Origin of the sequence: Novosphingobium sp. JCM 18896 (assembly GCF_025938095.1) — a bacterium.
In the GTDB taxonomy this organism is placed as follows: Bacteria; Pseudomonadota; Alphaproteobacteria; order Sphingomonadales; family Sphingomonadaceae; genus Novosphingobium.
The window spans coordinates 612,422-633,648 of record NZ_JAPCZF010000003.1 but is presented as its reverse complement, the minus strand read 5'-3'; the positions used below and the strand labels follow the sequence as shown (position 1 = coordinate 633,648).

The following is a 21,227-nucleotide window of genomic DNA, read 5'->3' as shown; positions in this document are numbered from 1 at the left end:
GTTCGCTCACTCGGGTACCTCCAGGCCTGCCGCCTTCCAGCGGCTGGCGACGCTTTCGATGTCCTTGCTGTAAAGACGTGGCAGATCCTTGATGTCCAGCCAGGCCTCGTGAAGACTCTCGGAACCCGAGTGCAGGATCGGCGCGAAGCCCGAGGGATCGTCGAAACTGCCCACGGTCAGGTCCATCTTGTCGTCGCCCTCGAGGAAGGCAAAGCCGAGCGGCGTGCCGCAGGCCGAGCAGAACGGCCGGTGCGCGATCGGCGAGCTCTGGTACCAGTCGGGCTCGCGCTCCCAGGTCAGGCCGGCGAGCGGCACTTGGGCGAAAGCCGCGGCGAAACCACCGGTCGCGCGCTGGCACATGCGGCAATGACAGAGATAGGCCTCGTCGTTTTCGAGGGCGACGCTGTAGCGGATGCGGCCGCACTGGCAGCCGCCGGTCAGGGTCTTGCTCATGCGCCTTGCCTAGGACCTGCGCCACCCGGCGGCAATCGCCAAGCTTGCCGCGCGATGAACCCGGGTCGAACCGAAGCGAGGGCTGCGACGAGACGTTGAACGGCCCGGAACAGCGCGTGCGGCAAACGGTTGATCGGCCAGGGGGCATTCGAGGCCTAGCGCCCGTGCCTTATTCCGAGGAGAATGCCATGTTTCGCAAGACTCTGATCGCGCCGCTGATGGCCGCCACCGCCCTCGCGCTGACCGTATCGCCGGCCTATGCCGGCAAGGCCGACCGCGCGCGCCAGGCCATCGCCGCCGCCGAAGCCAAGATCACCACCGCCGAGCAGATGGGCTCGGCCACCGAACTGCCGGCGCGTCATGCCGAGGCCCGGGCCGAACTCGCCCGCGCCAAGGAAAGCCTGAACGCGGGCAACAAGTCGACCTCGATCGACGAGGCGATCCACGCCTCTGCGCTCGCCGATGCGACGATCGGCGAGCTGCAGCGCCGCAAGGACATGGCCGTCGCCGATGCCAATGCCGCGCGCGACGCCGACGTCTCGGTCGCCCAGCAGCAGGCCGCGGCCGCGCAGGAACAGGCCGCGCATGCCAGCGCCCGGGCCGACATGGCGCAGCAGCAGGCGGCCAATTCGGCCGCCGACGCCAATGCCGCGCGCTCGGCGCTGATCGCCCAGCAGAACCAGCAGGTCGAGACCACGGTCACCACCCAGGCACCCGCACCGCGCCGCGCCGCGCGCACGGTAACGCGCAAGACCACGACGACCACCGCGCGTCGCGCCCCGGCCCCCGCACCGGCGACGACGACCACCACGACGACGATCAAGCAGGCGGTGAACTAAGGCGACAGCCTAGCTCACCAAATGGATCGGGCCCGCCCCCCAGGAGGAGCGGGCCCGATTTCGTTTTTGGTAGGCCCCCCGGGAGAATTCCCAAACCCGCTCGTGCTGAGCTTGTCGAAGCACCATGCACGGCGGTCGCGTCAGCACCCTTCGACAAGGCCAGGGTGAGCGGCGGTGGGCTTGTCTCCGGCTCTAATCAGCCCTTCTTGAGATGCCGGCGACCGAGCAGTTCAGCGATCTGCACGGCGTTGAGCGCAGCGCCCTTGCGCAGGTTGTCGGCGACGCACCACAGCGCCAGGCCGTTGTCGACCGTCGGATCCTCGCGCACGCGCGACACGTAGGTCGCACCGTCGCCGACGCATTCGATCGGCGTGACGTAGCCGCCGTCCTCGCGCTTATCGACGAGCATCACGCCCGGCGCCTCGCGCAGGATGTCCTGCGCCTGCTCGGCCGAGATCTCGTCCTCGAACTCGATGTTGATCGCTTCGGAATGGCCGACGAAGACCGGCACGCGCACGCAGGTGGCGACGACCTTGATCTTGGGATCGAGGATCTTCTTGGTCTCGACGACCATCTTCCACTCTTCTTTGGTGAAACCGTCGTCGAGGAAGCTGTCGATGTGCGGGATCACGTTGAAGGCGATCTGCTTGGTGTACTTCTTCGGTTCGACCGGATCGCCGACGAAGATCGCGCGGCTCTGCTCGAACAGTTCGTCCATGCCCGCCTTGCCCGAGCCCGAGGTTGACTGATAGGTCGAGACGACGACGCGCTTGATCTTGGCGGCATCGTGCAGCGGCTTGAGCGCGACGACCATCTGCGCGGTCGAGCAGTTGGGGTTGGCGATGATGTTCTTGGCCTTGTAGCCGTCGATCGCCTCGGGGTTCACCTCGGGCACGATCAGCGGCACGTCGGGGTCCATGCGGTAGAGCGACGAATTGTCGATCACCACGCAGCCGGCGGCGGCCGCGCGCGGGGCGTGGATCTTGGTCGGTTCCGAGCCCGCGGCGAACAGCGCGATGTCCCAGCCGGTGAAGTCGAAATGCTCGAGGTTCTTGACCTTGATCATGCGGCCGGTGTCGCCGTACTCGAGCTCGTCGCCGGTCGAACGCGACGAGGCGGCCGCGGCGATCTCGTCGCAGGGGAATTCGCGCTCGGCGAGGATGTTCAGCATTTCGCGCCCGACGTTGCCCGTCGCGCCGACGACCACTACCCGATAACCCATGATGGTATTCCCTGAAGCAAGAGGGCCCTAGATAGGAACGGGCCGGACAAGGAAAAGGCCGGTCTCCGTATGCGGGAGCCGGCCTTCTCGATCTGTACGCTGACTGAGAGGCTCAGTCGGCCGTGGCTTACGCCTCGACCTTGACGTCGCGACGCTCGGCGATGCGAGCGCGCTTGCCGGTGCGGCCACGCAGGTAATAGAGCTTCGCACGACGCACGACGCCCTTGCGGACGACGGTGATGCTGTCGATGTTCGGCGAATAGAGCGGGAAGACGCGCTCGACGCCCTCGCCGAACGACATCTTGCGAACGGTGAAGTTCGAACCGATGCCCTTGTTCGCGCGAGCGATGCAGACGCCTTCGTAGGCCTGAACGCGGGTGCGCTCGCCTTCGACGACGCGCACGCCGACGCGGACGGTGTCGCCCGGGCGGAAGGTCGGGATATCCTTGGCAGCCTTGGCGATTTCCTCGGCTTCGATCTGCTGAATCAGGTTCATTGACCCTGGTCCTTATTTTCACGCCGCGCGCCAGAGGCAGACTGAACCCGAGCACCCGTATGGCGCTCCCAAAGGTCCGGCCTGCGTAACCGTGTATCGACTTCCGCCTGGTGTTTCCGCCAGGCCGCGATTTTCGCATGATCCCCCGATCGCAGCACTTCGGGGATCGTGCGCCCTTCCCATTCGACGGGTCGGGTATAGTGCGGATACTCGAGGAGGCCGTTCTCGAACGACTCTTCGGACCCGCTGGAAGGCGCGCCCATTACGCCGGGAAGCAGCCGAATGCAAGCGTCGAGAAGCATCAGCGCGGCGCATTCGCCGCCCGACAGGACGATGTCGCCGATCGACACCTCCTCGACCGGTCGCCCGGCGAAGATCCGCTCATCGAATCCCTCGAACCGACCGCAGAGAATCGTCACGCCCGGACCTTCGGCGAGTTCGCGCACACGCTCCTGCGTCAGCGGCTTACCGCGCGGGGTCATGGCGATGACCGGGGCCGCGGGATTGTTCGCGAGAGCATGGTCGACCGCGGCCGAAAGCACGTCGACGCGCAGCACCATCCCCGCGCCGCCGCCGGCGGGGGTGTCGTCCACCGTGCGGTGCTTGTCGATCGCGAAGTCCCGGATCTGCACGGCATCGAGCGTCCACTTCCCCTGCTCGCGCGCACGCCCGGCCAGGCTGACGCCGAGCGGGCCGGGGAACATCTCGGGATAGAGCGTGAGAACGGTGGCGGCGAAGGTCATGCAAGGGTCTCTATCATCGGCGATGGTCTACGCCCAGCTTGTCGATCCCGTACGAAAAAGCACGGAACAGAAACCAAAAACAAAAGTCAGGCTGATGATTTCAGCGCGCCGTTTTGTTGGACCCGGCTTACCCCTGCCCCTACCTGATCATGCATCAGGAAAAGACCACGGGGAACCGACATGACCCAGTCCTATCAGCCTTGCTTGTATGCAACCGAACCGACCGCGCGGGCCACGGCGGACATGTCCTGGCTTCGCACGATCATGCTGCCTTTCGAAGCGCTGCATCGCCAGCAGTGGTCCGCGCCATGGAATGCGTCGCGCGGTAGCGATCGCAAGGCCTACTGATCGACGTAGGCGGCCTCGATGACGAGGCCTCGCTCGGCGCTCCATTCGGGCACGGCTTCGGCCCGCATCGGCACCATGAAACGCTTGCCGCGCTTGCCGTCCTCGCCCGCCGGACGCTCGATCTCGATCACATCGCCGGCGCCGAAATTTTCGACCGCGATACAGGTGCCGAGCACTTCGCCGGTGGTCGAGACCGCGGGCAGACCCAGCAGATCGGCGTGGTAATATTCGCCCTCGGCCAATTCCGGCAGTTCCGCACGCGAAACGGTGAGCGCGGTGCCGCGCAGCTTCTCGGCGGCGGTACGGTCCGGCACTTCGGCGAAACGGGCGATGGCGCCGCCCTTGCCGTCATCCTTGAGGCTTTTCACCGTGAGCCTGGAATCGTTGAAGGCGCGGTAGCGCTTGAGCGCCGCCACGCCTTCTCCGAACAGCTTGAGACGGACCTCGCCCGTCACACCATGCGCACCGGTTATGGCAGCGAGCGTGACGGGACGATCCGACAAGGGGTTCAGCCCTCGGTCTGCTCTTCGGCAGCAGCCTCTTCGGCCGGAGCCTCAGCGGGAGCAGCTTCTTCAGCGGCCGGAGCCTCTTCCACCGCGGGAGCGGCGGCGGCAGCAGCGGCAGCCTCTTCGGCCTCACGCAGCTTCTCGGCCTTCTCTTCGGCGCGATCCTTGGCCTTCTGGCCCGGCTCACCCTTCTTCGGGTTCACGGTGGCGGCGCGCTCCTGGATGCCGGCCTTGTCGAGCATGCGCGCGACGCGGTCGGTCGGCTGACCGCCGACGCCGAGCCAGTACTTCACGCGATCTTCGACCAGACGCACGCGGTTCTCGTCGTCCTTGGCGAGCAGCGGATTGTAGGTGCCGACCTGCTCGAGGTACTTGCCGTCGCGCGGGGCGCGGCTGTTGGCGACGACGATCTTGTAGTAGGGGCGCTTCTTGGAACCGCCACGCGACAGACGAATGGAAACGGACATAGGATTTACCTTTCTATCAGATACTTGAAACTTACTTTTTCAGAAAATTCGAGAGATCGGGAGCGCCACCGCCAAGGCCGGGAAGCCCGCCGGCACCGCCGCCGAGACCCGGCATGGCCGCGCCGAGGCCGCCCTTGCCGAACAGCGCGCCGAGGCCCTTGATGCCGCCCATCTTCTTGATCTGCTTCATCGCGCGCTCCATTTCCTGGTGCATCTTGAGCAGCTTGTTGACGTCCTGAACCTGCACGCCCGAACCGTTGGCGATCCGGATCTTGCGCTTGGCGTTGAGCAGCTCGGGCTTGGTGCGCTCCTTGGGCGTCATCGAGCCGATGATCGCATCCATGCGCAGCAGCACGCGGTCGTCCATGCCCGAAGCCTGCATCGCCGCCTTGGCCTTCTTCATGCCCGGCATCATGCCCGCGAGCGCGCCGAGGCCGCCCATGTTCTGCATCTGCTTGAGCTGCATGCGCAGGTCGTTCATGTCGAACTGACCCTTGGCCATGCGCGCGGCCATGCGCTCGGCCTCTTCCTCCTGGATCGTCGCGGCCGCCTTTTCGACGATCGAGACGATGTCGCCCATGCCGAGGATGCGGCCGGCGACGCGCGAAGGATGGAACGGCTCGATCGCGTCGAGCTTTTCGCCCGTGCCCGCGTACTTGATCGGCTTGCCGGTGACCGCGCGCATCGACAGCGCCGCACCGCCACGGGCATCGCCGTCCATACGGGTCAGGATCACGCCGGTCAGGTCGACCTGGCCCGCGAAGCTCTGCGCGACGTTGACCGCGTCCTGGCCGGTCAGCGAATCGACGACGAGCAGGGTTTCCTTGGGGCTCGAGATGGCGGCGACCGCCTTCATCTCGGCCATAAGCTGGTCGTCGACGTGGAGACGGCCCGCGGTGTCGAGCAGCAGCACGTCGACCGCCTGGAGCTTGGCCGACTGCAGCGCGCGCGTGGCGATGTCGACCGGCTGCTGGCCGGAGATGATCGGCAGGGTGGCGACGCCGACCTGCTCACCGAGCACCGCGAGCTGCTCCTGCGCGGCCGGGCGGTTGACGTCGAGCGAAGCCATCATCGCCTTCTTGCCCTGCTTCTCCTTGAGCAGCTTGGCGAGCTTGGCGGTGGTGGTCGTCTTGCCCGAGCCCTGGAGGCCGACCATGAGGATGACGACGGGCGGAACGTGATCGAGCTCGAGGCCCGGGGTCTGTTCGCCGCCGAGCATCTCGACGAGCGCGTCATTGACGATCTTGACGACCTGCTGGCCGGGCGTGACCGACTTGAGCACCGACTGGCCAACGGCCTGCTCGGTCACCTTGTCGACGAAGCGGCGGACGACGGGCAGCGCGACGTCGGCCTCGAGCAGCGCGATGCGCACTTCGCGCATGGCATCGCGAACGTCCTGTTCCTTCAGCGCGCCGCGACCGCGTAGCTTGTCGAATACGCCGCCGAGCCGGTCTGACAGGGTATCGAACATAAGGACGATTACTCCACAACGCGAAAAACGCCGGTGGGCGAAACCTCGCCGACCAGCGTGTAAATGATCACCGTCCGATCCCTGGCGGAACCGGAAATAGTGAGATTTGGATCGAACCGGACCGTCGCCCGGCCCGAACCAAATCTCACTAAAGAGTCTTGGGAATGGTGGAGCCTAGCGGGATCGAACCGCTGACCTCCTGCATGCCATGCAGGCGCTCTCCCAGCTGAGCTAAGGCCCCATTTCCATTCATCCGACGATCACTCTGGGAGAGTGTCCGTCGCCCCCGCCGTGGCTGGGAGGCCGCCCTCTAGTGGGGGCTTCCCAGCTTGGCAAGGGGGTATTTTTACAAATTAATGTTCGTCGCCGTCGTCGTCGCTGACACCGACGCCCAGATCGTCGTCACCGCCGAGGTCGACGTCGTTGTCGGGCGAATCGCCGTCGTCGTCGATGTCCAGATCATCATCGTCCGCCAGGTCGTTGTCCGCCGTCTCGGCGACCTTTTCCTTCTGGAGCTGTTCATAGGGGATCGGCTGCTTCGACTTGAGAACCGGCTCGGGGTTCCACGCATAGCCGCACTCGATGCAAGTGACGGGATCGTCCTTGCCGAGATCGTAGAAGCGGGTGCCGCATTTCGGGCAGCCGTGCTTGGCGCCCCATTCAGCCTTGACCATGCAAATTCCTCGTATTGGCCCGGCCGGAGCGGCGAGCCGAAAAACAGTGACGTTGATGGGAACTATGAGCACCCAAATCAAGCGCCCGAAAACTCATAGGGCGCGCGCCTTGCCATAGCAGATGGGCGCTGTCAAAAGCCGCGCGATTTTACCTCTCGCGTTAACAAGGCTCCACCGTGACCGCTGCCGATCCCTCCGCCATGCGCCCCCGTCGATTCGCGGCCGCCGGCCCGCTCAAGGGCCGCATCCGGGTGCCCGGCGACAAGTCGATCAGCCACCGCTCGCTGATGCTCTCGGCGCTGGCCGTCGGCGAAAGCCGCGTCACCGGGCTGCTCGAGGGCGAGGACGTGCTGGCCACGGCCGCGGCGATGCGCGCGATGGGTGCCGACATCCAGCGCATCGGAGCCAAAGATGGCTCAGGGAGCGAATGGCTGGTCCACGGCGTCGGCGTCGGCGCGCTGCTCCAGCCCGAGACCGCGCTCGACATGGGCAACAGCGGCACCTCGACGCGGCTGCTGATGGGCCTCGTCGCCTCGCACCCGATCACGGCCTGCTTCGTCGGCGACGCCAGCCTGTCGAAGCGGCCGATGAAGCGCGTGACCGATCCGCTGTCCTTGATGGGCGCCGAATTCACCACCAGCCCCGGCGAACGCCTGCCGCTGATGCTGCGCGGCGCTTCGCCGGCCGTGCCGATCGAATACCGCCTGCCCGTCGCCTCGGCCCAGGTGAAGAGCGCGGTGCTGCTGGCCGGGCTCAACACGCCGGGGATCACCACGGTGATCGAGCCCGTGCCGACGCGCGACCACTCCGAACGCATGCTCAAGGGCTTCGGCGCCGAGCTGACCGTCGAGGTCGACAGCGACGGCACGCGCACGATTCGCATCCGCGGTGAAGCCGAACTGCAACCGCAGCGCATCGAGGTTCCCGGCGACCCCTCGTCGGCCGCCTTCTTCATCGTCGCCGCGCTGATCGTGCCGGGCAGCGAACTGGTGATCGAGAACGTCGGCCTCAACGCCACGCGCGCCGGGCTGATCGACGTGCTGCGCCAGATGGGCGGCGACATCACCGAACAGAACGCGCGCGAAGTCGGCGGCGAACCCGTCGCCGATCTGCTGGTCAAACATTCTCTACTCAAGGGCATCGAAGTCGATCCCGCCGTGGTGCCGTCGATGGTTGACGAATTCCCCGTGTTCTTCGTCGCTGCGGCGCTGGCCGAAGGGCGCACGACCACGACCGGGCTCGACGAGCTTCGCGTCAAGGAATCGGATCGCCTCGCAGTCATGGCCACGGCGCTGACCGCCGTCGGCGCGCGGGTGCAGGAGAGCGAGGACGGCCTGATCATCGACGGCACCGGCGGCGAGGCGCTGGCCGGCGGCAACAAGGCGGCGATCGCCACCCATCTCGATCACCGCATCGCCATGTCGATGGCCGTCGCGGGCCTTGCCAGCAAGGGCGGGGTCGAAGTCGACGACGTGCGCCCGATCGCCACCTCCTTCCCGGCCTTCGAGGCGCTGCTCGACGGTTGCACCGCTTGAGCACGCCGCTGCTCACGCCCCTCGTCGCGAACGTCTGCGGCTTTGCCGGCATGGCCTGCATCATATTCGCCTATGCCTATGTCACGGGCCGGGAGGCGCCCAACCCGTTCATCCAGCATGGCGTCAACCTGGCCGGTGCGGCGCTGCTGACTGTGTCGCTGCTGGTCAATCTCAACCCGGCCTCGCTGGTGCTCGAATTCTTCTGGGCCGCGATCGCCATCTGGGGCCTCATCAAGGCCGCGCGGAGCAAGCGCACATGATCATCGCAGTCGACGGGCCCACGGCCTCGGGCAAGGGCACGATCGCCAAGGCGCTGGCCGCGCATTACGGGCTGCCGCATCTCGACACCGGCCTGCTCTACCGCGCGGTCGGGCGACAGGTGGAGCTCAACCTCGGCAATCCCGACGATGCAGCCGACGCGCTCGCCGCCTGCGAGTTCCCCACCAGCCTGCTCGACGATCCCGAACTGCGCTCGGAAGCCACGGGCGGGCTCGCCAGCCGCGTCTCGATCCACCATGGCGTGCGCCAGGCGCTATTCGCGCGGCAGCGCGCCTTCGCCACCCAGGCCGGCGGCGCCGTGCTCGACGGCCGCGACATCGGCACGGTGATCGCGCCCGAGGCCCAGGCCAAGCTCTTCGTCACGGCCTCGGTCGCGGCCCGCGCCAAGCGACGCCATCTCGAGATGATCGCCTCGGGCCGCGAGACCCAGCTCGACGAGATCGCCGCCGATCTCGCCGCGCGCGACGAACGCGACCGCAACCGCAAGGAAGCCCCGCTGCGCGCCGCGGTCGATGCCGCTACGCTCGACACCTCCGAGCTCACGCGCGACGCGGCCATCGCTGCCGCTATCGCTCTGGTAGAGGCCCGCAGAGGCTGATCCCCACCCCATCCCGGGGTTGCCTCCAAAAAAGACCATTTTCCCGCTTGGCGCTTTCGCGCGTTGGCCGCAGAATCGCGCCGATGGACATCGAACGTTTCCGTGGCCTGATCACCATTCAGCAGGCGATCAGCGATGCCCGCGGCGATCTGACGACCGTGATGCAGGCGATCGTCAACGAGCGTTCGGTCATGCCCCAGTCGAACGGTATCGTCGTCGAGCTGCGCGATGGCGACCAGCTGACCTATGCCGCCGCCAGCGGCACCTCGGCCGGGCAGTTGGGACTGCGCCTGCCGCTCAACGCCAGTCTCTCGGGCCTTTCGATCCTCACCGGCGAGCCGCAGCATTGCCTGGACTCGCACCAGGACGGCCGCGTCAACCGCGCCGCCTGCGACCGCGTGGGCCTGCGCTCGATGATCGTCGTGCCGATCCCGCACAACGGCCAGACCGTCGGCGTGCTCAAGTACCATGCCAGCGAACCGCACGCCTACGACGAGGAGGACATGCTGATCGCGCACCTGCTCGTCGGCCCCATTGCCGTCGGCTTCAGTTCGATCGCCGAGGCCGACGCGGTCCGCGCCAAGGTCGATCTGCAGACGGTGATCCGGCTCAAGGAAGAACTGGTCTCGAACATCAGCCACGAACTGCGCACGCCCGTCACCGCGATCGCGGGTTCGCTGGCGCTGCTCAAAGGCGGGTCCGTCGGTGAACTGCCGAAGCCGGCGGTGCCGCTGATCGACGTCGCCGCGCGCAATGCCGAGCGCCTGACCGCGCTGGTCAACGACCTGCTCGACATGGACCGCCTAGAACAGGGCCGCCTGTCGATCACGCTCGCGACGGTCGATCTTTGCGAGTTGCTGCGGACCGTGGTCGAGGAGAACGCGCCTTTCGCCGCGCGCACGGCGGTCACTTTCGCGCTCGACGTCCCGCGGGCACCGGTGACGACTGAGACCGATGCCATGCGCCTGTCGCAGGCCGTGACCAACCTGCTCTCGAACGCGGCGAAGTTCTCGCCCGCCGGCTCGACCGTGCAAGTAAGCCTGACCGTCGATGGCGCCCAGGCGCGGATCCGAGTCAGCGACGCCGGCCCCGGCATTCCCAAGGATTTCCGCTCGCGGCTGTTCGACCGGTTCTCGCAGGCGACGCGCCCGCGCGACGACGTGCAGGTCGCAGGCACGGGTCTGGGCCTCGCGATCACCAAAGGCATCGTCACCCAGCTCGGCGGTTCGATCCGCCTGGACGAAGCGGTCTCCCAGGGCGCGACCTTCGAGATCGCCCTGCCCTTGCCCGCCAGGAGCTAGGCCGCGGCGCCGAGCTCGACCGGCGGTGGAGCAGCCGGGCCGGCGTGATAGACGCAGGTCTCGCCCACGCCCTTGAGCATCTCGACATGCGGGGCGCCGAAGGCCGCGCGCTCGCGGGCGCGGAGCCAGGTGCTTTCGGAAATGGCGATGCCGTTGACCGGTGCGGTGCTCTCGATCCGCGCGGCGATGTTCATCGTCTCGCCCCAATAGTCATAGGCCATACGCGTCGCGCCGATCACGCCGCCGACCACCGGACCGCTGTGGATGCCGACGCGCAAGCCCACCTCGACACCCGCGGCACGGACGAGATCGTCGACGCCTTCGAGAACGGCGCGCGCGAAGGCGATCGCCGCATCGGCGCTGTTGCCGCAGGACACGTTGCCGCCGGCGATCGCGAGATAGGCGTCGCCGATCGTCTTGACCTTCTCCACCCCGTGCTCGGCCGCGCAGCGGTCGGCATGGTTGAAGAAGCCGTTGAGCAGCTCGACCAGGTGGCCGGGCGACACGCGTTTCGCGAGCTTGGAGAAACCGACCATGTCGATGAAGATCACGCTGACGTCGGCATAGGCGTCGGCGACCATGCGCCCGTCACGGATCCGCTCGACCGCCGCCGGCGGCAGCATGTTGTGGACCAGCGCCTCGTTGCGATTGCGCTCGGTCTCGAAGGCATCGGCCAGGGCATAGGCCCAGCGGCTCGAGGCGGTGATCGCCAGGTTGATCGCGAAGGTCACCGCGCGGCCGCTGACGAAGCTCAGCAGCGCGTAGATCAGCTCTGCGGTGAAGGTGCCGTCATAGACGGTCTGGCCCATCCATTCGAGGAAATCGCAGCCCAGCCAGATCAGAAACAGCCGCGGTCGTCCGGCCAGGGCCACGGCGGCGAAGGCCGTCACGGCCAGGCGGTTGATCGTCGTCACCGCGTGGAGATTGGCATCGGATCGCGCGAGGAATTCGTAGAGCGTCTGGTTGACCTGCGCGACGAGCAGCAGGATCACCAACAGCGCGGCGAAATCGATCACGGGCTGGCGCACATAGCCCTGCCAGAAGGTCGCGCCGACATAGCCGCCGGCGACGAGGACGGTCAGGCCGAGCCAGACCGCGACCTGGGCATTGGCGGCATGATCGAGCAGCAGCGGATTGACCACGGTATAGGCCAGCGCGATGACCATGAAGAGCACGCCGTAACCGCGCACGAAAGGCACGCGATAACGCCGGCCCGCTTCCTGGAACCGCGCCTCGACCGCCGGATCGGCGAACCTGCCCTTGTGCATCGGCTGCATGATCTTCCCCGCCTGTCGCCGCGTGACTAGCAGCAAAGCCTTACCGCCGGGTTTCGTCTGCGTTCAGTTCTGCACGCAGGCCGGCCGAAAGCCCCATTTTCCTTGCCTTCACGCGCGCATTGGCCTAAGCGCCCGCCCGTTCAACGGCATTCGCCATGCTTTCCCGGCGTGAAGAGCTTTCTTCGCGCCCTTTCCGTTTTCACGGGGGACGAGCCGGGCGAGCGCTCGCGAATGCCCGTCACGGCACTCGGCCTGGCGGGCGGTTCGGCCCTTTTGGCCCGTTCGCCGCATGGTGCGGCAGCGGAGAAAGACCGGCGGAAACAACCGCCTGGCCGGAAACAGACGTAAGGAACCACTGAATGGCCACTACGGCAAATCCCTCGCGCGACGATTTCGCCGCGCTCCTTGACGAATCGCTCGGCGGCGCCGGCGGCGGCGGCTTCGAAGGCCGCGTGGTCAAGGGTACCGTCACCGCAATCGAAAACGACAAGGCCGTCATCGACGTCGGTCTCAAGAGCGAAGGCCGCGTCGCCCTGCGCGAATTCGCCATGGCCGGCCAGCCGCACGGTCTCTCGGTCGGTGACGAAGTCGAAGTTTACGTCGACCGCGTCGAGAACGCCGAAGGCGAAGCGATGCTCAGCCGCGACCGCGCCCGCCGCGAAGCCGCCTGGGACAAGCTCGAGAGCGAGTTCGGCGAAGGCAAGCGCGTCGAAGGCGTGATCTTCGGCCGCGTCAAGGGCGGCTTCACCGTCGACCTCGACGGCGCCGTGGCCTTCCTGCCCGGCTCGCAGGTCGACATCCGTCCGGTTCGCGACGTGCAGCCGCTGATGGACGTTCCCCAGCCCTTCCAGATCCTCAAGATGGATCGTCGCCGCGGCAACATCGTCGTGTCGCGTCGCGCCGTCCTCGAGGAAACCCGCGCCGAGCAGCGTTCGGGCCTGATCCAGAACCTGGTCGAAGGCCAGATCATCGACGGCGTCGTCAAGAACATCACCGACTACGGTGCCTTCGTCGACCTGGGCGGCATCGACGGCCTGCTCCATGTCACCGACATGAGCTACAAGCGCGTCAACCATCCCTCGGAAGTCATCAACATCGGTGACACCGTCAAGGTCCAGATCGTCCGCATCAACCAGGACACGCAGCGCATCTCGCTCGGCATGAAGCAGCTCGAGAGCGATCCGTGGGAAGGCGTCGCCGCCAAGTACCCGGTCGGCGCCAAGCTGCGCGGCACCGTCACCAACATCACCGAATACGGCGCCTTCGTGGAGCTGGAGCCGGGCATCGAAGGCCTGGTCCACGTTTCGGAAATGTCCTGGACCAAGAAGAACGTCCACCCCGGCAAGATCGTCTCGACCTCGCAGGAAGTCGACGTTCTGGTGCTCGAGGTCGACAGCGACAAGCGCCGCATCAGCCTGGGCCTCAAGCAGGCGCAGCAGAACCCCTGGGAAGGCTTCGCCGAGAAGCACCCGGTCGGTTCGGTCGTCGAGGGCGAAGTCAAGAACGCCACCGAATTCGGCCTGTTCATCGGCCTCGATGGCGACGTCGACGGCATGGTTCACATGTCGGACATCGCCTGGGGCATCTCGGGTGAAGACGCGCTGGCGCTGCACCGCAAGGGCGAGCAGGTTTCGGCCGTCGTTCTCGACGTCGATGTCGAGAAGGAGCGCATCAGCCTCGGCATGAAGCAGCTCGAGAAGGGCGCGCCCAGCGTTGCTGGCGCCGCTTCGTCGGGTTCGCTGAAGCGCAACGACGTCGTCACCGTGACCGTCCTCGAGGTCCGCGACGGCGGCCTGGAAGTCCAGGCCGGCGAAGATGGCGCCACCGGCTTCATTAAGCGCTCGGACCTCGGCCGCGACCGCGACGAGCAGCGTTCGGACCGTTTCCAGGTCGGCCAGAAGGTCGATGCCATGGTCACCGGTTTCGATCGTTCGAAGAAGCCGAACTTCTCGATCAAGGCGCGTCAGCTCGCCGAAGAGAAGGAAGCGGTGGAACAGTACGGTTCGTCGGATTCGGGTGCCTCGCTCGGCGACATCCTCGGCGAAGCGCTGAAGAACCGCAGCTAAGCCTTAGCGGCCCAAGCCAAACAAAGGCCCGTCCGGAGCGATCCGGGCGGGCTTTTGCTTTGGGGCGGTGCTGCCTATATCGGGCGCGAGAGGAGCCACCATGCAGGCCGTACCGTTCCTGATGTTCCAGGGTGACGCCAAGCCCGCGCTAGCGCTCTGGCGCCAGGCCTTCCCCGAACTGGAAGTCCTAGAGCTGCAGGAGCATGCCGAAGGCCCTCAGGCCGGCCAGATCGCCGCCGCGCGCATCCGTCTGGGCGGCAGCGAATGGCGGCTGTTCGACAGCCCGCCGGTCCACGCCTTCACCTTCACACCCGCCACGTCGTTTTTCGTCGACTGCGACGACGAGGCGCACCTGCGCCGACTGGCCGAACTGCTCGGCGAAGGCGGCGGCGTGATGATGCCGGTCGACAACTATGGTTTCAGCCGGCTGTTCACCTGGATCGCCGATCGCTTCGGCGTAAGCTGGCAACTCAACCTCCCCTAGGACATTTCACCGTGCTCGAAGTCCACCAGTTCGCCTGCCTGTCCGACAATTACGGGTTCCTGCTCCACGATCCGGAGAGCGAGGAGACGGCCTGCATCGATACGCCCGATGCCCAGGCCTATCTGCGCGAGGCCGCGCGCAAGGGCTGGCAGATCAGCCAGATCTGGAACACCCACTGGCATCCCGACCACGCCGGCGGCAATGCCGCGATCAAGGCCGCGACGGGCTGCAAGATCGTCGCCCCCGCCGCCGAGGCCGAGAAGATCGAGGGCATCGACCGCACGGTGAAGCAGGGAGACATCGTCTCGATCGGCACCTGGGACGCGAAGGTCATCGACGTCGGCGGCCATACCAATGGGCACGTCGCCTATCACGTTCCCGGCGCGGGCCTGGCTTTTGTCGGCGATTCGCTGTTCGCGCTCGGCTGCGGCCGTATGTTCGAGGGCACGGCGCCGCAGTTCTGGGCCAGCCTGCTGCGGCTCAAGGCGCTGCCGCCCGAGACGCTGATCTACTGCGCGCACGAATATACCCAGTCGAACGCGCGCTTCGCGCTCCACGCCGACCCCGAGAACGAGCGGCTGCAGCGCTATGCCGAGAAGATCGAGGCCTGCCGCGCCAAGGGCATTCCGACGGTACCGACCAACCTCGCCCGCGAACTCGCCGCCAATCCGTTCCTGCGCGCCGACGATCGCGATCTGCAGGCGCGCTGGACCGATCGCGGCGCCGCGATCGGCGACCCGGTCGCGACCTTCGCCGCGCTGCGCGCCGCCAAGGACAGCTTCTAGCCCCCGCACGCGGGGCGATCCGCCGCAATGTCGCTTTCGCTGGCGACGTGGGACGGCTAGGCCTTACGCTTCATGGGCGGGAGTCGATTCATGCAAAGCCAGGCCACCAAGCGCACGGGCGTAACCTCGTTCGGGCCGGCGCTCGTCACCGCGCTCGCGGTGGGTGCCGCCGTGACCGCCGTCGCCCAACCGCTGACCTACCAGCCCACGCCGCTCGCGGCCGCACCGGCCAAGGTGCCCGCGGTCCAGACCGACACGCTGCGCCTGACGATGCCCAAGCCGACCTTCGCCGTGGCCGCCGTCCGGCACGAGATCGCCGCGCCCAAGCTCGCAGCGCTGCCGCTCGATCCCGACACCGCGGTCACGGCGCCCGCCGCGCCTTCGACCGCGGCGCCCGCACCGGCTCCGCTCGCCGTGGCCGCGCCCAAGGTCCAGGCCGCGCCGCTCGGCACGACCTCGCGGATCGCTCCCGTCATTCGGATCGCACCGCCGCAGGTCGCGGTCGACCGCCTCGCCGCCGCCAAGGGCCGCGACATGGCGACCTATTCGCCGACGCGCCACACGGTAACCGAAGCCGGCAAGCCGCAGGCCATGTCGATGCTCGGCGACGAGGACTGGGCTTCGCTGACGCGCGGCCCGGCCGCCGCGCAGACCGCGAGCTCCGCGAACGACCGCAGCGCCGCGCTGCAGCCCTCGCGCAAGGGCGCGCGCACGCCGGTCGGAGCCACGGCCATCGATCCCGTTACGACGGACGACCGCCCCTCGGCCTCGGACGATGCCGACAAGCGCATCGACAGCGTATCGCTGACCGTCGCGACCAAGCTCAACGGCGTCACCGCCGGCCGCGTCTCGCTGTTGATCCGCGACGACGAGAACATCTCGGTACGTCTGACCGACCTGCTCGCGGTGATCGAGTCCTCGGTCGACCCCGAGCTCTATACCCGCCTCGGCACTTCGCAGGCCGCGCAGGGCTACGTCACGCTCAACGCCCTGCGTGCCGCCGGCATCGCGATCCGCTTCGACGATCGCGACCGGCTGGTGATCGGCACCAAGTAAGCAGCGGCTTCGGCGCTGCTGCCACCCTCATCCAACTCCTGCTAGTTCGCTAGGCTCACAAGCCTGCGTATCCTTCTCCCGCGAGCGGGAGAAGGTAGAGCTAACCCTCTCCCGCTCGCGGGAGAGGCAGCGAGACTTGCTGAACGCAGTGAAGCTAGTCGCAGCGGTGAGGGTGGCTCGCCAAAAGCTCACCCCAAAAGAAAGCCCCCGCTTTCGCGAGGGCTCTCCTGAATTCAGCAATGCCGAAGAACGATCAGATCGCGCCGATCGCCTGGTCGACGAGCGCCTTGTCGGCGGCCGCACCGTGGTTCTTCGAGATCAGGCCCTTGGCCGCGATCGCGGCGGCATCGGCCGCCTTGGCGCGAAGCTCGGCGATCGCACCGCGCTCGGCAGCGGCGATCTTGTCTTCGGCCATCTTCTCGCGACGCGCGATCACCGCGGTGGTGTCGGCCTCGGCCTTGGCGACGATCGCCTCGGCCTCGTGCTTGGCATGCTCGAGCATGGCCGCCGCGTCCTTCTCGGCGTTGGCGATCTTGTCGGCATATTCCTTGCGCAGGGCTTCGGCCTCGGCGCGCAGCGCCTTGGCTTCGTCGAGCTGCTTCTTGATCTCGGCGATGCCCGAATCGAGCCCCGAGGTCAGCATCTTGGGAACGCCGAGGAACAGCGCGACCAGGATCAGCACCGACATCGCCAGCGAGACCCAGAGGCCCGGGCCGATGAAGCCAAAGGCCACGGGCTCGGCATGGGCGCCGACGTGCTCGGCACCCGCAGCAGCGTGTTCGGCCGCAGCCGACAGCAGGGTCAGCAGATTAGCCATTGAGCGCCTCCTTGACCGCGACGCGAGCCGCCGCGGCATCGACGGTCACGCCGGCCAGACGCGCGACGATGTCGCCCGCAGCCTCGCTCGCCACCGTCTCGATCTCTTCCAGCGCACCGGCGCGGGCGCCGGCGATACGCTGTTCGGCTTCGGCCAGACGCTGGTCGATCGCCGCATTGACGCCAGCTAGGCGACCTTCGGTGGCCTTGGCCGCTTCGGCCTTGGCCTTGGCGATCAGCGCCTGGGCTTCGCCGCGCTGGTTGTTCGACGCAACGCGCCAGGCCTCTTCCTGGTCGTCGGCCGCCTTGCGCGCGGCTTCGGCAGCGGCGAGGTCGTCGGCGATCTGCTTGTCGCGCACCGCGACGGTCTCCATCACCTTGGGGACCATGCCCTTGCCGATGACGAAGAAGATGAGCCCGAAGAAGACCAGCATCCAGAAAATCTGGCTGGCATAGGTCTCGGACAGCTGCGCGATTTGAGGCATGGCGGTATCCGTCAGTTTGGGACTTCAGCGCCCCAATTCCATCGTCATTGCGAGGGGCGGAGCCCCGCGGCAATCCAGAGCGTCGTTCACTCGGCCCTGGATTGCTTCGCTACGCTCGCAATGACGAGGGTTTGGTTGGCGTTCGTTAGGCGACGAAGATCAGGATCATCGCGACGACGAACGACAGCAGGCCCAGAAGCTCGGCGGCGGCGAAGCCGATGAACAGGCGGCCCTGCTGGCCGTCGGCAGCGCCGGGGTTACGCAGCGCGGACTCGAGGAACGAACCGAAGACGTTACCGACGCCGATGGCGGCCATGCCGGCGCCGATTGCAGCGAGACCAGCACCGATCAGCTTTGCGCTTGCAGGTTCCATGAGAAAACTCCTTTTCGTTCAAATTCGTTGGGTTGAAAGACGTACTTGCAGTGAAGCTTAGTGCAGGTTCTCGGCGTCGTTCAGATAGAGCGACGTGAGCAGCGCGAAGACGTAGGCCTGGATGCCGGCAACCAGGATCTCCAGCGCGCAGATGGCGATCATCAGCAGGAAGCTGGGCAGACCCACGACCGTGCCCCACAGCGCGCCCGAGTTCATGCTGTCGATGACGAAGCTCGACAGCACTTCGAGCAGGACGTGGCCGGCCATCATCGCGACGAAGAGACGCAGCGCGAGGCTGAAGGGACGCACGAGGAACGAGACGAGCTCGATCACCGGGATCAACCAGATCAGCCAGAGCGGCGTGCCGTGCGGCACGAACAGCGAGAAGAAGTGGAAGCCATGGCGCCAGAAGCCGACGATCAGGACGATCGCGAACGACATGATGGCGAGCACGCCGGTGGCGCTGAAGTGGCTGGTGAAGGTGAAGGGGTGCACGCCGACGAGCATCAGCGGCAGCAGGCCGAGGACGTTGGCGAAGAGAATGAACATGAACAGCGAGAAGATGTAGGGCACATACTTCTTGCCGGCCGGACCGACGTTGGCGGCGAGCAGGTTGTCGACGAAGCTGGTCATCGATTCGACCGCCATTTGCCAGCGGCCGGGGACCAGCTGACGCTTCATGCCACCCCAAACGAACAGGAACAGCACCACGGTCGTGATCGCCATCCACAGTGCGGAGTTGGTGAAGGGAATGGAATAGCCCGCGATTTCCCAGTGATCGGTGCCGAACATCGGCTCGATCGTGAACTGGTGCATCGGATCGACTTTACCCGCTTCGGCCACGCCTTGCCTCATTCTTCATATGCACGACAGCGCCCCTCATGCCCGCTCTTCGGGTCAATCGGGACGCCGGCTGGAAATCCGGATGATGTTTCTGAAGGCGACGATGATTCCGAGGAACATCACCACCAGCAGGCCCCAGGGCGAGGTCCCGGCAAAATGGTCGATGACCCAGCCAAGAAACGCACCGCCGCCGATCCCCCCGATCAGTTCGGCAAGAACGCGATTGCCCATGCGATAGTTCGCATCGGCCTCCGCGCCCGCGACCGGCTTGTTACGTTTATCTTCGCTCTCGCGTGCGGCTTGGAGCCGCCGGTCGAGCGCGTCGATACGCGCATCCTCGCCGATAGGGTCTCGTGCGGGCGGCTCGTCGCTCATGTCAGGCTCCTTTTTCCAAGGGAACGTATGACACGCTCAACGGGTGCCCGCCGAGGGCGCCGTCCCCTTAGGCGGGGGGGTATCACGAGTCAACCGAGTGATGCTGCACCCCTGGGGACTGCGGAATCGCCGGGGCGATGAGGCGCGAAAATCGGTCGATCGCCACCCATGGCGACGGATGGTGCCGGGCCAGCGGCGAAAACAAAAAAGTTTACCAACCGTTAAAAACTTCATTCGACTGTCGTCTAATAGGGTGACGGCCCTTTCGCGGTGACCGTCGCCCGGGAGCAAAACGGGGAAGATCGGTCGGCAATTCCGCGGATCGATGGATTGAGGAACGAGCCATGACCTCGCCGAGGTTCGGGTGCAATGACGGTCTTTCGCTTGCCGCACGCATGAGCGATCGTCGCGAACAACGCCGGGTCCGCGCCCCGCGCGTGGTGCAGGTCGCGCACGACGGCGCCGCCGCCTATGCGCGCTGCCGCGACTTCTCCGACACGGGCATGAAGCTCGATCTCACCGTCCCGCTCCAGCTCAACGACATGGTCACCGTGGCGCTGTCGCCCTCGGTCATGCTCTGCGGTTCGGTCGCCTGGGTGCGCGGGCGCGAATGCGGCGTGGTGTTCGACGGTCCGGTCGACAGCGACGCGCTGCTCGACGCGGTCGAGCCGCAAGGCGGCGTGGTCGCCTCACCCGCGACGCTCAACCTCCTGCACGGACGGCGCTGGCCTGGCGACGCCCGCCCTGCCCAGCCCGCGGGCGGCAAGCCCGACGCGCGCTTCCAGGCGGGCCTCGCGGTCAAGGTGATGAACGGCCCAAACGAGGAGCAGCGCGGCATCCTGCGCTGGGCCAGCGGCAATATCGCCGCTTTCGAACTGGCACCGGTGGAAGAGCCGAGACTGCCCCAGCTCCCCGCGCCAATGAATTGAGTTACGTCCAAACCGTCATCCTGACGAAAGTCAGGATCCATTGAACGCTAGGCTTCGATCGCTCGCGAGCTTCGCGCCGTGGTGACGCGATGGCAGCCGACAATCGCAATGCTGCTCGGAATAGATCCTGACTTTCGTCAGGATGACGAGAATAGTCTGTAGAGCGTGTGAAGACGTACCGCCTTACGGACAGCGCGCATCGCGCTGCGGGGCACCGCCGCCGCGGGTCTGCCAGGAGCCGTCGGGCGCCTGATACTTTTCCCCCGGTGCGGTCTGGCCGATCAGCAGGCAGCCCGAAGTGAAGGCATATTCCTCCACCGTCGCGCGCTGCGCCTGGGCCTTCTGCGAATAGACCGCGCGGCGCTTGATGTTGAGATCGTCGACCATCGCGCGCAGCGCCGGGCTGCCGCCGCCGATGACGCCGAGATAGCCGTCCATCTTCTCGCCCACCTGGCCCGCCGCGCGCGCCGCGGCATAGGCCGGATCGCGCGGTTCCGCGATCGCCGCACCCGTCGTCAGGCCGAGCAGCGCCGCACCGAGCAGCAGAGGCTTGAGAGAGAAAGCACGCATCAGAAAATCCCCGAATTGCTCTCGATCGTATCCTTGGCGTCCTGCGACAGCCGGTAGATGACTTCCTGCTTGATGTTGATGTTGAGCTCGATGACGATCGGCTTGTCCGGTGCGGTGACCGAGATACATCCCGAAAGCATCGATGCCGCCATCAGCATCGCCAGAACGCCCGTGTTTCGCCACGCGCGCGGGCTGAACCACCCTGTATCCTGCCCGTTCGACTGCATGTCGTGCTG

27 protein-coding genes and 1 tRNA gene are annotated in these 21,227 nt (G+C 66.5%); 11 read left to right on the top strand and 17 right to left on the bottom strand.

The features are described from left to right. Positions 1–6: 6 nt before the first annotated feature. The gene (locus OLX23_RS13430) at positions 7–453 is read right to left on the bottom strand and encodes a GFA family protein (protein ID WP_264445495.1); all 447 of its coding nucleotides are present in this window, start codon (positions 451–453) and stop codon (positions 7–9) included. A gap of 188 nt (positions 454–641) precedes the next feature. Between OLX23_RS13430 and OLX23_RS13425 the strand changes: the two genes are divergently transcribed. Further along, the gene (locus OLX23_RS13425) at positions 642–1,292 is read left to right on the top strand and encodes a hypothetical protein (RefSeq protein ID WP_264445494.1); all 651 of its coding nucleotides are present in this window, start codon (positions 642–644) and stop codon (positions 1,290–1,292) included. 196 nt (positions 1,293–1,488) lie between these two features. On the opposite strand, the gene OLX23_RS13420 is transcribed toward OLX23_RS13425, so the two are convergent. The 3 genes from OLX23_RS13420 to trmD form a co-directional block, all read right to left on the bottom strand. Then, positions 1,489–2,514 (bottom strand): aspartate-semialdehyde dehydrogenase, encoded by a 1,026-nt coding sequence (locus OLX23_RS13420; RefSeq protein ID WP_264445493.1) that lies wholly within the window; start codon positions 2,512–2,514, stop codon positions 1,489–1,491. A gap of 127 nt (positions 2,515–2,641) precedes the next feature. Then, the gene (gene rplS / locus OLX23_RS13415; RefSeq protein WP_264445492.1) at positions 2,642–3,010 is read right to left on the bottom strand and encodes a 50S ribosomal protein L19; all 369 of its coding nucleotides are present in this window, start codon (positions 3,008–3,010) and stop codon (positions 2,642–2,644) included. Further along, positions 3,007–3,753 (bottom strand): tRNA (guanosine(37)-N1)-methyltransferase TrmD, encoded by a 747-nt coding sequence (gene trmD / locus OLX23_RS13410; RefSeq protein WP_264445491.1) that lies wholly within the window; start codon positions 3,751–3,753, stop codon positions 3,007–3,009. The genes rplS and trmD overlap by 4 nt, the downstream gene beginning before the upstream one ends. Before the next feature lie 180 nt (positions 3,754–3,933). Between trmD and OLX23_RS13405 the strand changes: the two genes are divergently transcribed. Then, positions 3,934–4,101, top strand: a complete 168-nt coding sequence (locus tag OLX23_RS13405; protein ID WP_264445490.1) for a hypothetical protein — start codon at positions 3,934–3,936, stop codon at positions 4,099–4,101. On the opposite strand, the gene rimM is transcribed toward OLX23_RS13405, so the two are convergent. From rimM to OLX23_RS13380, 5 genes are all read right to left on the bottom strand, one after another. Next, on the bottom strand, positions 4,095–4,604 hold the full coding sequence (gene rimM, locus OLX23_RS13400; RefSeq protein WP_264445489.1) for a ribosome maturation factor RimM: 510 nt from the start codon (positions 4,602–4,604) through the stop codon (positions 4,095–4,097). The two genes, OLX23_RS13405 and rimM, sit on opposite strands and share 7 nt — an antisense overlap. Before the next feature lie 5 nt (positions 4,605–4,609). Beyond that, the gene (gene rpsP / locus OLX23_RS13395) at positions 4,610–5,074 is read right to left on the bottom strand and encodes a 30S ribosomal protein S16 (RefSeq protein ID WP_264445488.1); all 465 of its coding nucleotides are present in this window, start codon (positions 5,072–5,074) and stop codon (positions 4,610–4,612) included. A gap of 31 nt (positions 5,075–5,105) precedes the next feature. Further along, positions 5,106–6,545: a signal recognition particle protein gene (gene ffh / locus OLX23_RS13390; RefSeq protein WP_264445487.1), complete on the bottom strand. Its 1,440-nt coding sequence runs from the start codon at positions 6,543–6,545 to the stop codon at positions 5,106–5,108. A 165-nt stretch (positions 6,546–6,710) separates the two neighbouring features. Further along, positions 6,711–6,786, bottom strand: a tRNA-Ala gene (locus OLX23_RS13385). A gap of 112 nt (positions 6,787–6,898) precedes the next feature. Beyond that, positions 6,899–7,219 (bottom strand): TIGR02300 family protein, encoded by a 321-nt coding sequence (locus OLX23_RS13380; protein ID WP_264445486.1) that lies wholly within the window; start codon positions 7,217–7,219, stop codon positions 6,899–6,901. 200 nt (positions 7,220–7,419) lie between these two features. Here OLX23_RS13380 and aroA point away from each other — a divergent pair, with 200 nt between their 5' ends. The 4 genes from aroA to OLX23_RS13360 all read left to right on the top strand — a co-directional run bounded on the left by aroA (position 7,420) and on the right by OLX23_RS13360 (position 10,932). Continuing rightward, on the top strand, positions 7,420–8,754 hold the full coding sequence (gene aroA / locus OLX23_RS13375) for a 3-phosphoshikimate 1-carboxyvinyltransferase (protein ID WP_264445698.1): 1,335 nt from the start codon (positions 7,420–7,422) through the stop codon (positions 8,752–8,754). Further along, positions 8,751–9,014 (top strand): CBU_0592 family membrane protein, encoded by a 264-nt coding sequence (locus tag OLX23_RS13370; RefSeq protein ID WP_413629848.1) that lies wholly within the window; start codon positions 8,751–8,753, stop codon positions 9,012–9,014. Before aroA ends, OLX23_RS13370 begins: the two co-directional genes overlap by 4 nt. After that, the gene (locus tag OLX23_RS13365; RefSeq protein ID WP_264445485.1) at positions 9,011–9,631 is read left to right on the top strand and encodes a (d)CMP kinase; all 621 of its coding nucleotides are present in this window, start codon (positions 9,011–9,013) and stop codon (positions 9,629–9,631) included. Before OLX23_RS13370 ends, OLX23_RS13365 begins: the two co-directional genes overlap by 4 nt. Positions 9,632–9,714: 83 nt before the next feature. Then, positions 9,715–10,932: a GAF domain-containing sensor histidine kinase gene (locus tag OLX23_RS13360; protein ID WP_264445484.1), complete on the top strand. Its 1,218-nt coding sequence runs from the start codon at positions 9,715–9,717 to the stop codon at positions 10,930–10,932. On the opposite strand, the gene OLX23_RS13355 is transcribed toward OLX23_RS13360, so the two are convergent. Next, positions 10,929–12,209: an adenylate/guanylate cyclase domain-containing protein gene (locus tag OLX23_RS13355; RefSeq protein WP_264445483.1), complete on the bottom strand. Its 1,281-nt coding sequence runs from the start codon at positions 12,207–12,209 to the stop codon at positions 10,929–10,931. The two genes, OLX23_RS13360 and OLX23_RS13355, sit on opposite strands and share 4 nt — an antisense overlap. Positions 12,210–12,568: 359 nt before the next feature. On the opposite strand from OLX23_RS13355, the gene rpsA reads away from it, so the two are divergent. The 4 genes from rpsA (at position 12,569) to OLX23_RS13335 (ending at position 16,600) form a co-directional block, all read left to right on the top strand. Next, complete coding sequence (gene rpsA, locus OLX23_RS13350; RefSeq protein WP_264445482.1) at positions 12,569–14,275, top strand: 30S ribosomal protein S1; 1,707 nt, start codon at positions 12,569–12,571, stop codon at positions 14,273–14,275. 100 nt (positions 14,276–14,375) lie between these two features. Then, complete coding sequence (locus OLX23_RS13345; RefSeq protein ID WP_264445481.1) at positions 14,376–14,759, top strand: VOC family protein; 384 nt, start codon at positions 14,376–14,378, stop codon at positions 14,757–14,759. An 11-nt stretch (positions 14,760–14,770) separates the two neighbouring features. Further along, positions 14,771–15,544 carry a hydroxyacylglutathione hydrolase gene (gene gloB, locus OLX23_RS13340; RefSeq protein ID WP_264445480.1) on the top strand — a complete coding sequence of 258 codons (774 nt, stop codon included), beginning with the start codon at positions 14,771–14,773 and terminating at the stop codon, positions 15,542–15,544. A 90-nt stretch (positions 15,545–15,634) separates the two neighbouring features. After that, positions 15,635–16,600 (top strand): hypothetical protein, encoded by a 966-nt coding sequence (locus OLX23_RS13335; protein WP_264445479.1) that lies wholly within the window; start codon positions 15,635–15,637, stop codon positions 16,598–16,600. 253 nt (positions 16,601–16,853) lie between these two features. Here the strand turns inward: OLX23_RS13335 and OLX23_RS13330 are convergent, their stop codons facing one another. From OLX23_RS13330 to OLX23_RS13310, 5 genes are all read right to left on the bottom strand, one after another. Continuing rightward, complete coding sequence (locus OLX23_RS13330; protein ID WP_264445478.1) at positions 16,854–17,417, bottom strand: hypothetical protein; 564 nt, start codon at positions 17,415–17,417, stop codon at positions 16,854–16,856. Further along, positions 17,410–17,901 (bottom strand): ATPase, encoded by a 492-nt coding sequence (locus OLX23_RS13325; RefSeq protein WP_264445477.1) that lies wholly within the window; start codon positions 17,899–17,901, stop codon positions 17,410–17,412. The genes OLX23_RS13330 and OLX23_RS13325 overlap by 8 nt, the downstream gene beginning before the upstream one ends. Before the next feature lie 145 nt (positions 17,902–18,046). Beyond that, entirely contained in the window at positions 18,047–18,274 is a 228-nt protein-coding gene (locus OLX23_RS13320; RefSeq protein ID WP_054122335.1) for a F0F1 ATP synthase subunit C, read from the bottom strand. Positions 18,275–18,331: 57 nt separating this feature from the next. Further along, the gene (locus OLX23_RS13315) at positions 18,332–19,117 is read right to left on the bottom strand and encodes a F0F1 ATP synthase subunit A (protein ID WP_264445476.1); all 786 of its coding nucleotides are present in this window, start codon (positions 19,115–19,117) and stop codon (positions 18,332–18,334) included. A gap of 54 nt (positions 19,118–19,171) precedes the next feature. After that, the gene (locus OLX23_RS13310; protein ID WP_264445475.1) at positions 19,172–19,492 is read right to left on the bottom strand and encodes an AtpZ/AtpI family protein; all 321 of its coding nucleotides are present in this window, start codon (positions 19,490–19,492) and stop codon (positions 19,172–19,174) included. 395 nt (positions 19,493–19,887) lie between these two features. Here OLX23_RS13310 and OLX23_RS13305 point away from each other — a divergent pair, with 395 nt between their 5' ends. After that, complete coding sequence (locus OLX23_RS13305) at positions 19,888–20,421, top strand: PilZ domain-containing protein (RefSeq protein WP_264445474.1); 534 nt, start codon at positions 19,888–19,890, stop codon at positions 20,419–20,421. A 183-nt stretch (positions 20,422–20,604) separates the two neighbouring features. Here the strand turns inward: OLX23_RS13305 and OLX23_RS13300 are convergent, their stop codons facing one another. Both OLX23_RS13300 and OLX23_RS13295 read right to left on the bottom strand, forming a co-directional pair. After that, entirely contained in the window at positions 20,605–20,991 is a 387-nt protein-coding gene (locus tag OLX23_RS13300) for a YdbL family protein (protein ID WP_264445473.1), read from the bottom strand. After that, a complete protein-coding gene (locus OLX23_RS13295) occupies positions 20,991–21,143 on the bottom strand; it encodes a YnbE family lipoprotein (RefSeq protein WP_264445472.1) in 153 nt (50 codons plus the stop codon). The genes OLX23_RS13300 and OLX23_RS13295 overlap by 1 nt, the downstream gene beginning before the upstream one ends. Positions 21,144–21,227 lie beyond the last annotated feature (84 nt).

What these genes read in the sequence shown, in the direction of transcription:
- OLX23_RS13380 (WP_264445486.1), bottom strand. Translation starts at nt 7,219, where the DNA reads ATGGTCAAGGCTGAATGGGGCGCCAAGCACGGCTGCCCGAAATGCGGC.
- rpsA (WP_264445482.1), top strand. Translation starts at nt 12,569, where the DNA reads ATGGCCACTACGGCAAATCCCTCGCGCGACGATTTCGCCGCGCTCCTT.
- OLX23_RS13325 (WP_264445477.1), bottom strand. Translation starts at nt 17,901, where the DNA reads ATGCCTCAAATCGCGCAGCTGTCCGAGACCTATGCCAGCCAGATTTTC.
- OLX23_RS13295 (WP_264445472.1), bottom strand. Translation starts at nt 21,143, where the DNA reads ATGGCGGCATCGATGCTTTCGGGATGTATCTCGGTCACCGCACCGGAC.
- OLX23_RS13305 (WP_264445474.1), top strand. Translation starts at nt 19,888, where the DNA reads ATGAGCGATCGTCGCGAACAACGCCGGGTCCGCGCCCCGCGCGTGGTG.
- OLX23_RS13425 (WP_264445494.1), top strand. Translation starts at nt 642, where the DNA reads ATGTTTCGCAAGACTCTGATCGCGCCGCTGATGGCCGCCACCGCCCTC.
- rpsP (WP_264445488.1), bottom strand. Translation starts at nt 5,074, where the DNA reads ATGTCCGTTTCCATTCGTCTGTCGCGTGGCGGTTCCAAGAAGCGCCCC.
- OLX23_RS13300 (WP_264445473.1), bottom strand. Translation starts at nt 20,991, where the DNA reads ATGCGTGCTTTCTCTCTCAAGCCTCTGCTGCTCGGTGCGGCGCTGCTC.
- OLX23_RS13335 (WP_264445479.1), top strand. Translation starts at nt 15,635, where the DNA reads ATGCAAAGCCAGGCCACCAAGCGCACGGGCGTAACCTCGTTCGGGCCG.
- OLX23_RS13320 (WP_054122335.1), bottom strand. Translation starts at nt 18,274, where the DNA reads ATGGAACCTGCAAGCGCAAAGCTGATCGGTGCTGGTCTCGCTGCAATC.
- ffh (WP_264445487.1), bottom strand. Translation starts at nt 6,545, where the DNA reads ATGTTCGATACCCTGTCAGACCGGCTCGGCGGCGTATTCGACAAGCTA.
- OLX23_RS13355 (WP_264445483.1), bottom strand. Translation starts at nt 12,209, where the DNA reads ATGCAGCCGATGCACAAGGGCAGGTTCGCCGATCCGGCGGTCGAGGCG.
- OLX23_RS13310 (WP_264445475.1), bottom strand. Translation starts at nt 19,492, where the DNA reads ATGAGCGACGAGCCGCCCGCACGAGACCCTATCGGCGAGGATGCGCGT.
- OLX23_RS13430 (WP_264445495.1), bottom strand. Translation starts at nt 453, where the DNA reads ATGAGCAAGACCCTGACCGGCGGCTGCCAGTGCGGCCGCATCCGCTAC.
- OLX23_RS13360 (WP_264445484.1), top strand. Translation starts at nt 9,715, where the DNA reads ATGGACATCGAACGTTTCCGTGGCCTGATCACCATTCAGCAGGCGATC.
- aroA (WP_264445698.1), top strand. Translation starts at nt 7,420, where the DNA reads ATGCGCCCCCGTCGATTCGCGGCCGCCGGCCCGCTCAAGGGCCGCATC.
- trmD (WP_264445491.1), bottom strand. Translation starts at nt 3,753, where the DNA reads ATGACCTTCGCCGCCACCGTTCTCACGCTCTATCCCGAGATGTTCCCC.
- OLX23_RS13330 (WP_264445478.1), bottom strand. Translation starts at nt 17,417, where the DNA reads ATGGCTAATCTGCTGACCCTGCTGTCGGCTGCGGCCGAACACGCTGCT.
- OLX23_RS13345 (WP_264445481.1), top strand. Translation starts at nt 14,376, where the DNA reads ATGCAGGCCGTACCGTTCCTGATGTTCCAGGGTGACGCCAAGCCCGCG.
- rplS (WP_264445492.1), bottom strand. Translation starts at nt 3,010, where the DNA reads ATGAACCTGATTCAGCAGATCGAAGCCGAGGAAATCGCCAAGGCTGCC.
- OLX23_RS13420 (WP_264445493.1), bottom strand. Translation starts at nt 2,514, where the DNA reads ATGGGTTATCGGGTAGTGGTCGTCGGCGCGACGGGCAACGTCGGGCGC.
- OLX23_RS13365 (WP_264445485.1), top strand. Translation starts at nt 9,011, where the DNA reads ATGATCATCGCAGTCGACGGGCCCACGGCCTCGGGCAAGGGCACGATC.
- OLX23_RS13405 (WP_264445490.1), top strand. Translation starts at nt 3,934, where the DNA reads ATGACCCAGTCCTATCAGCCTTGCTTGTATGCAACCGAACCGACCGCG.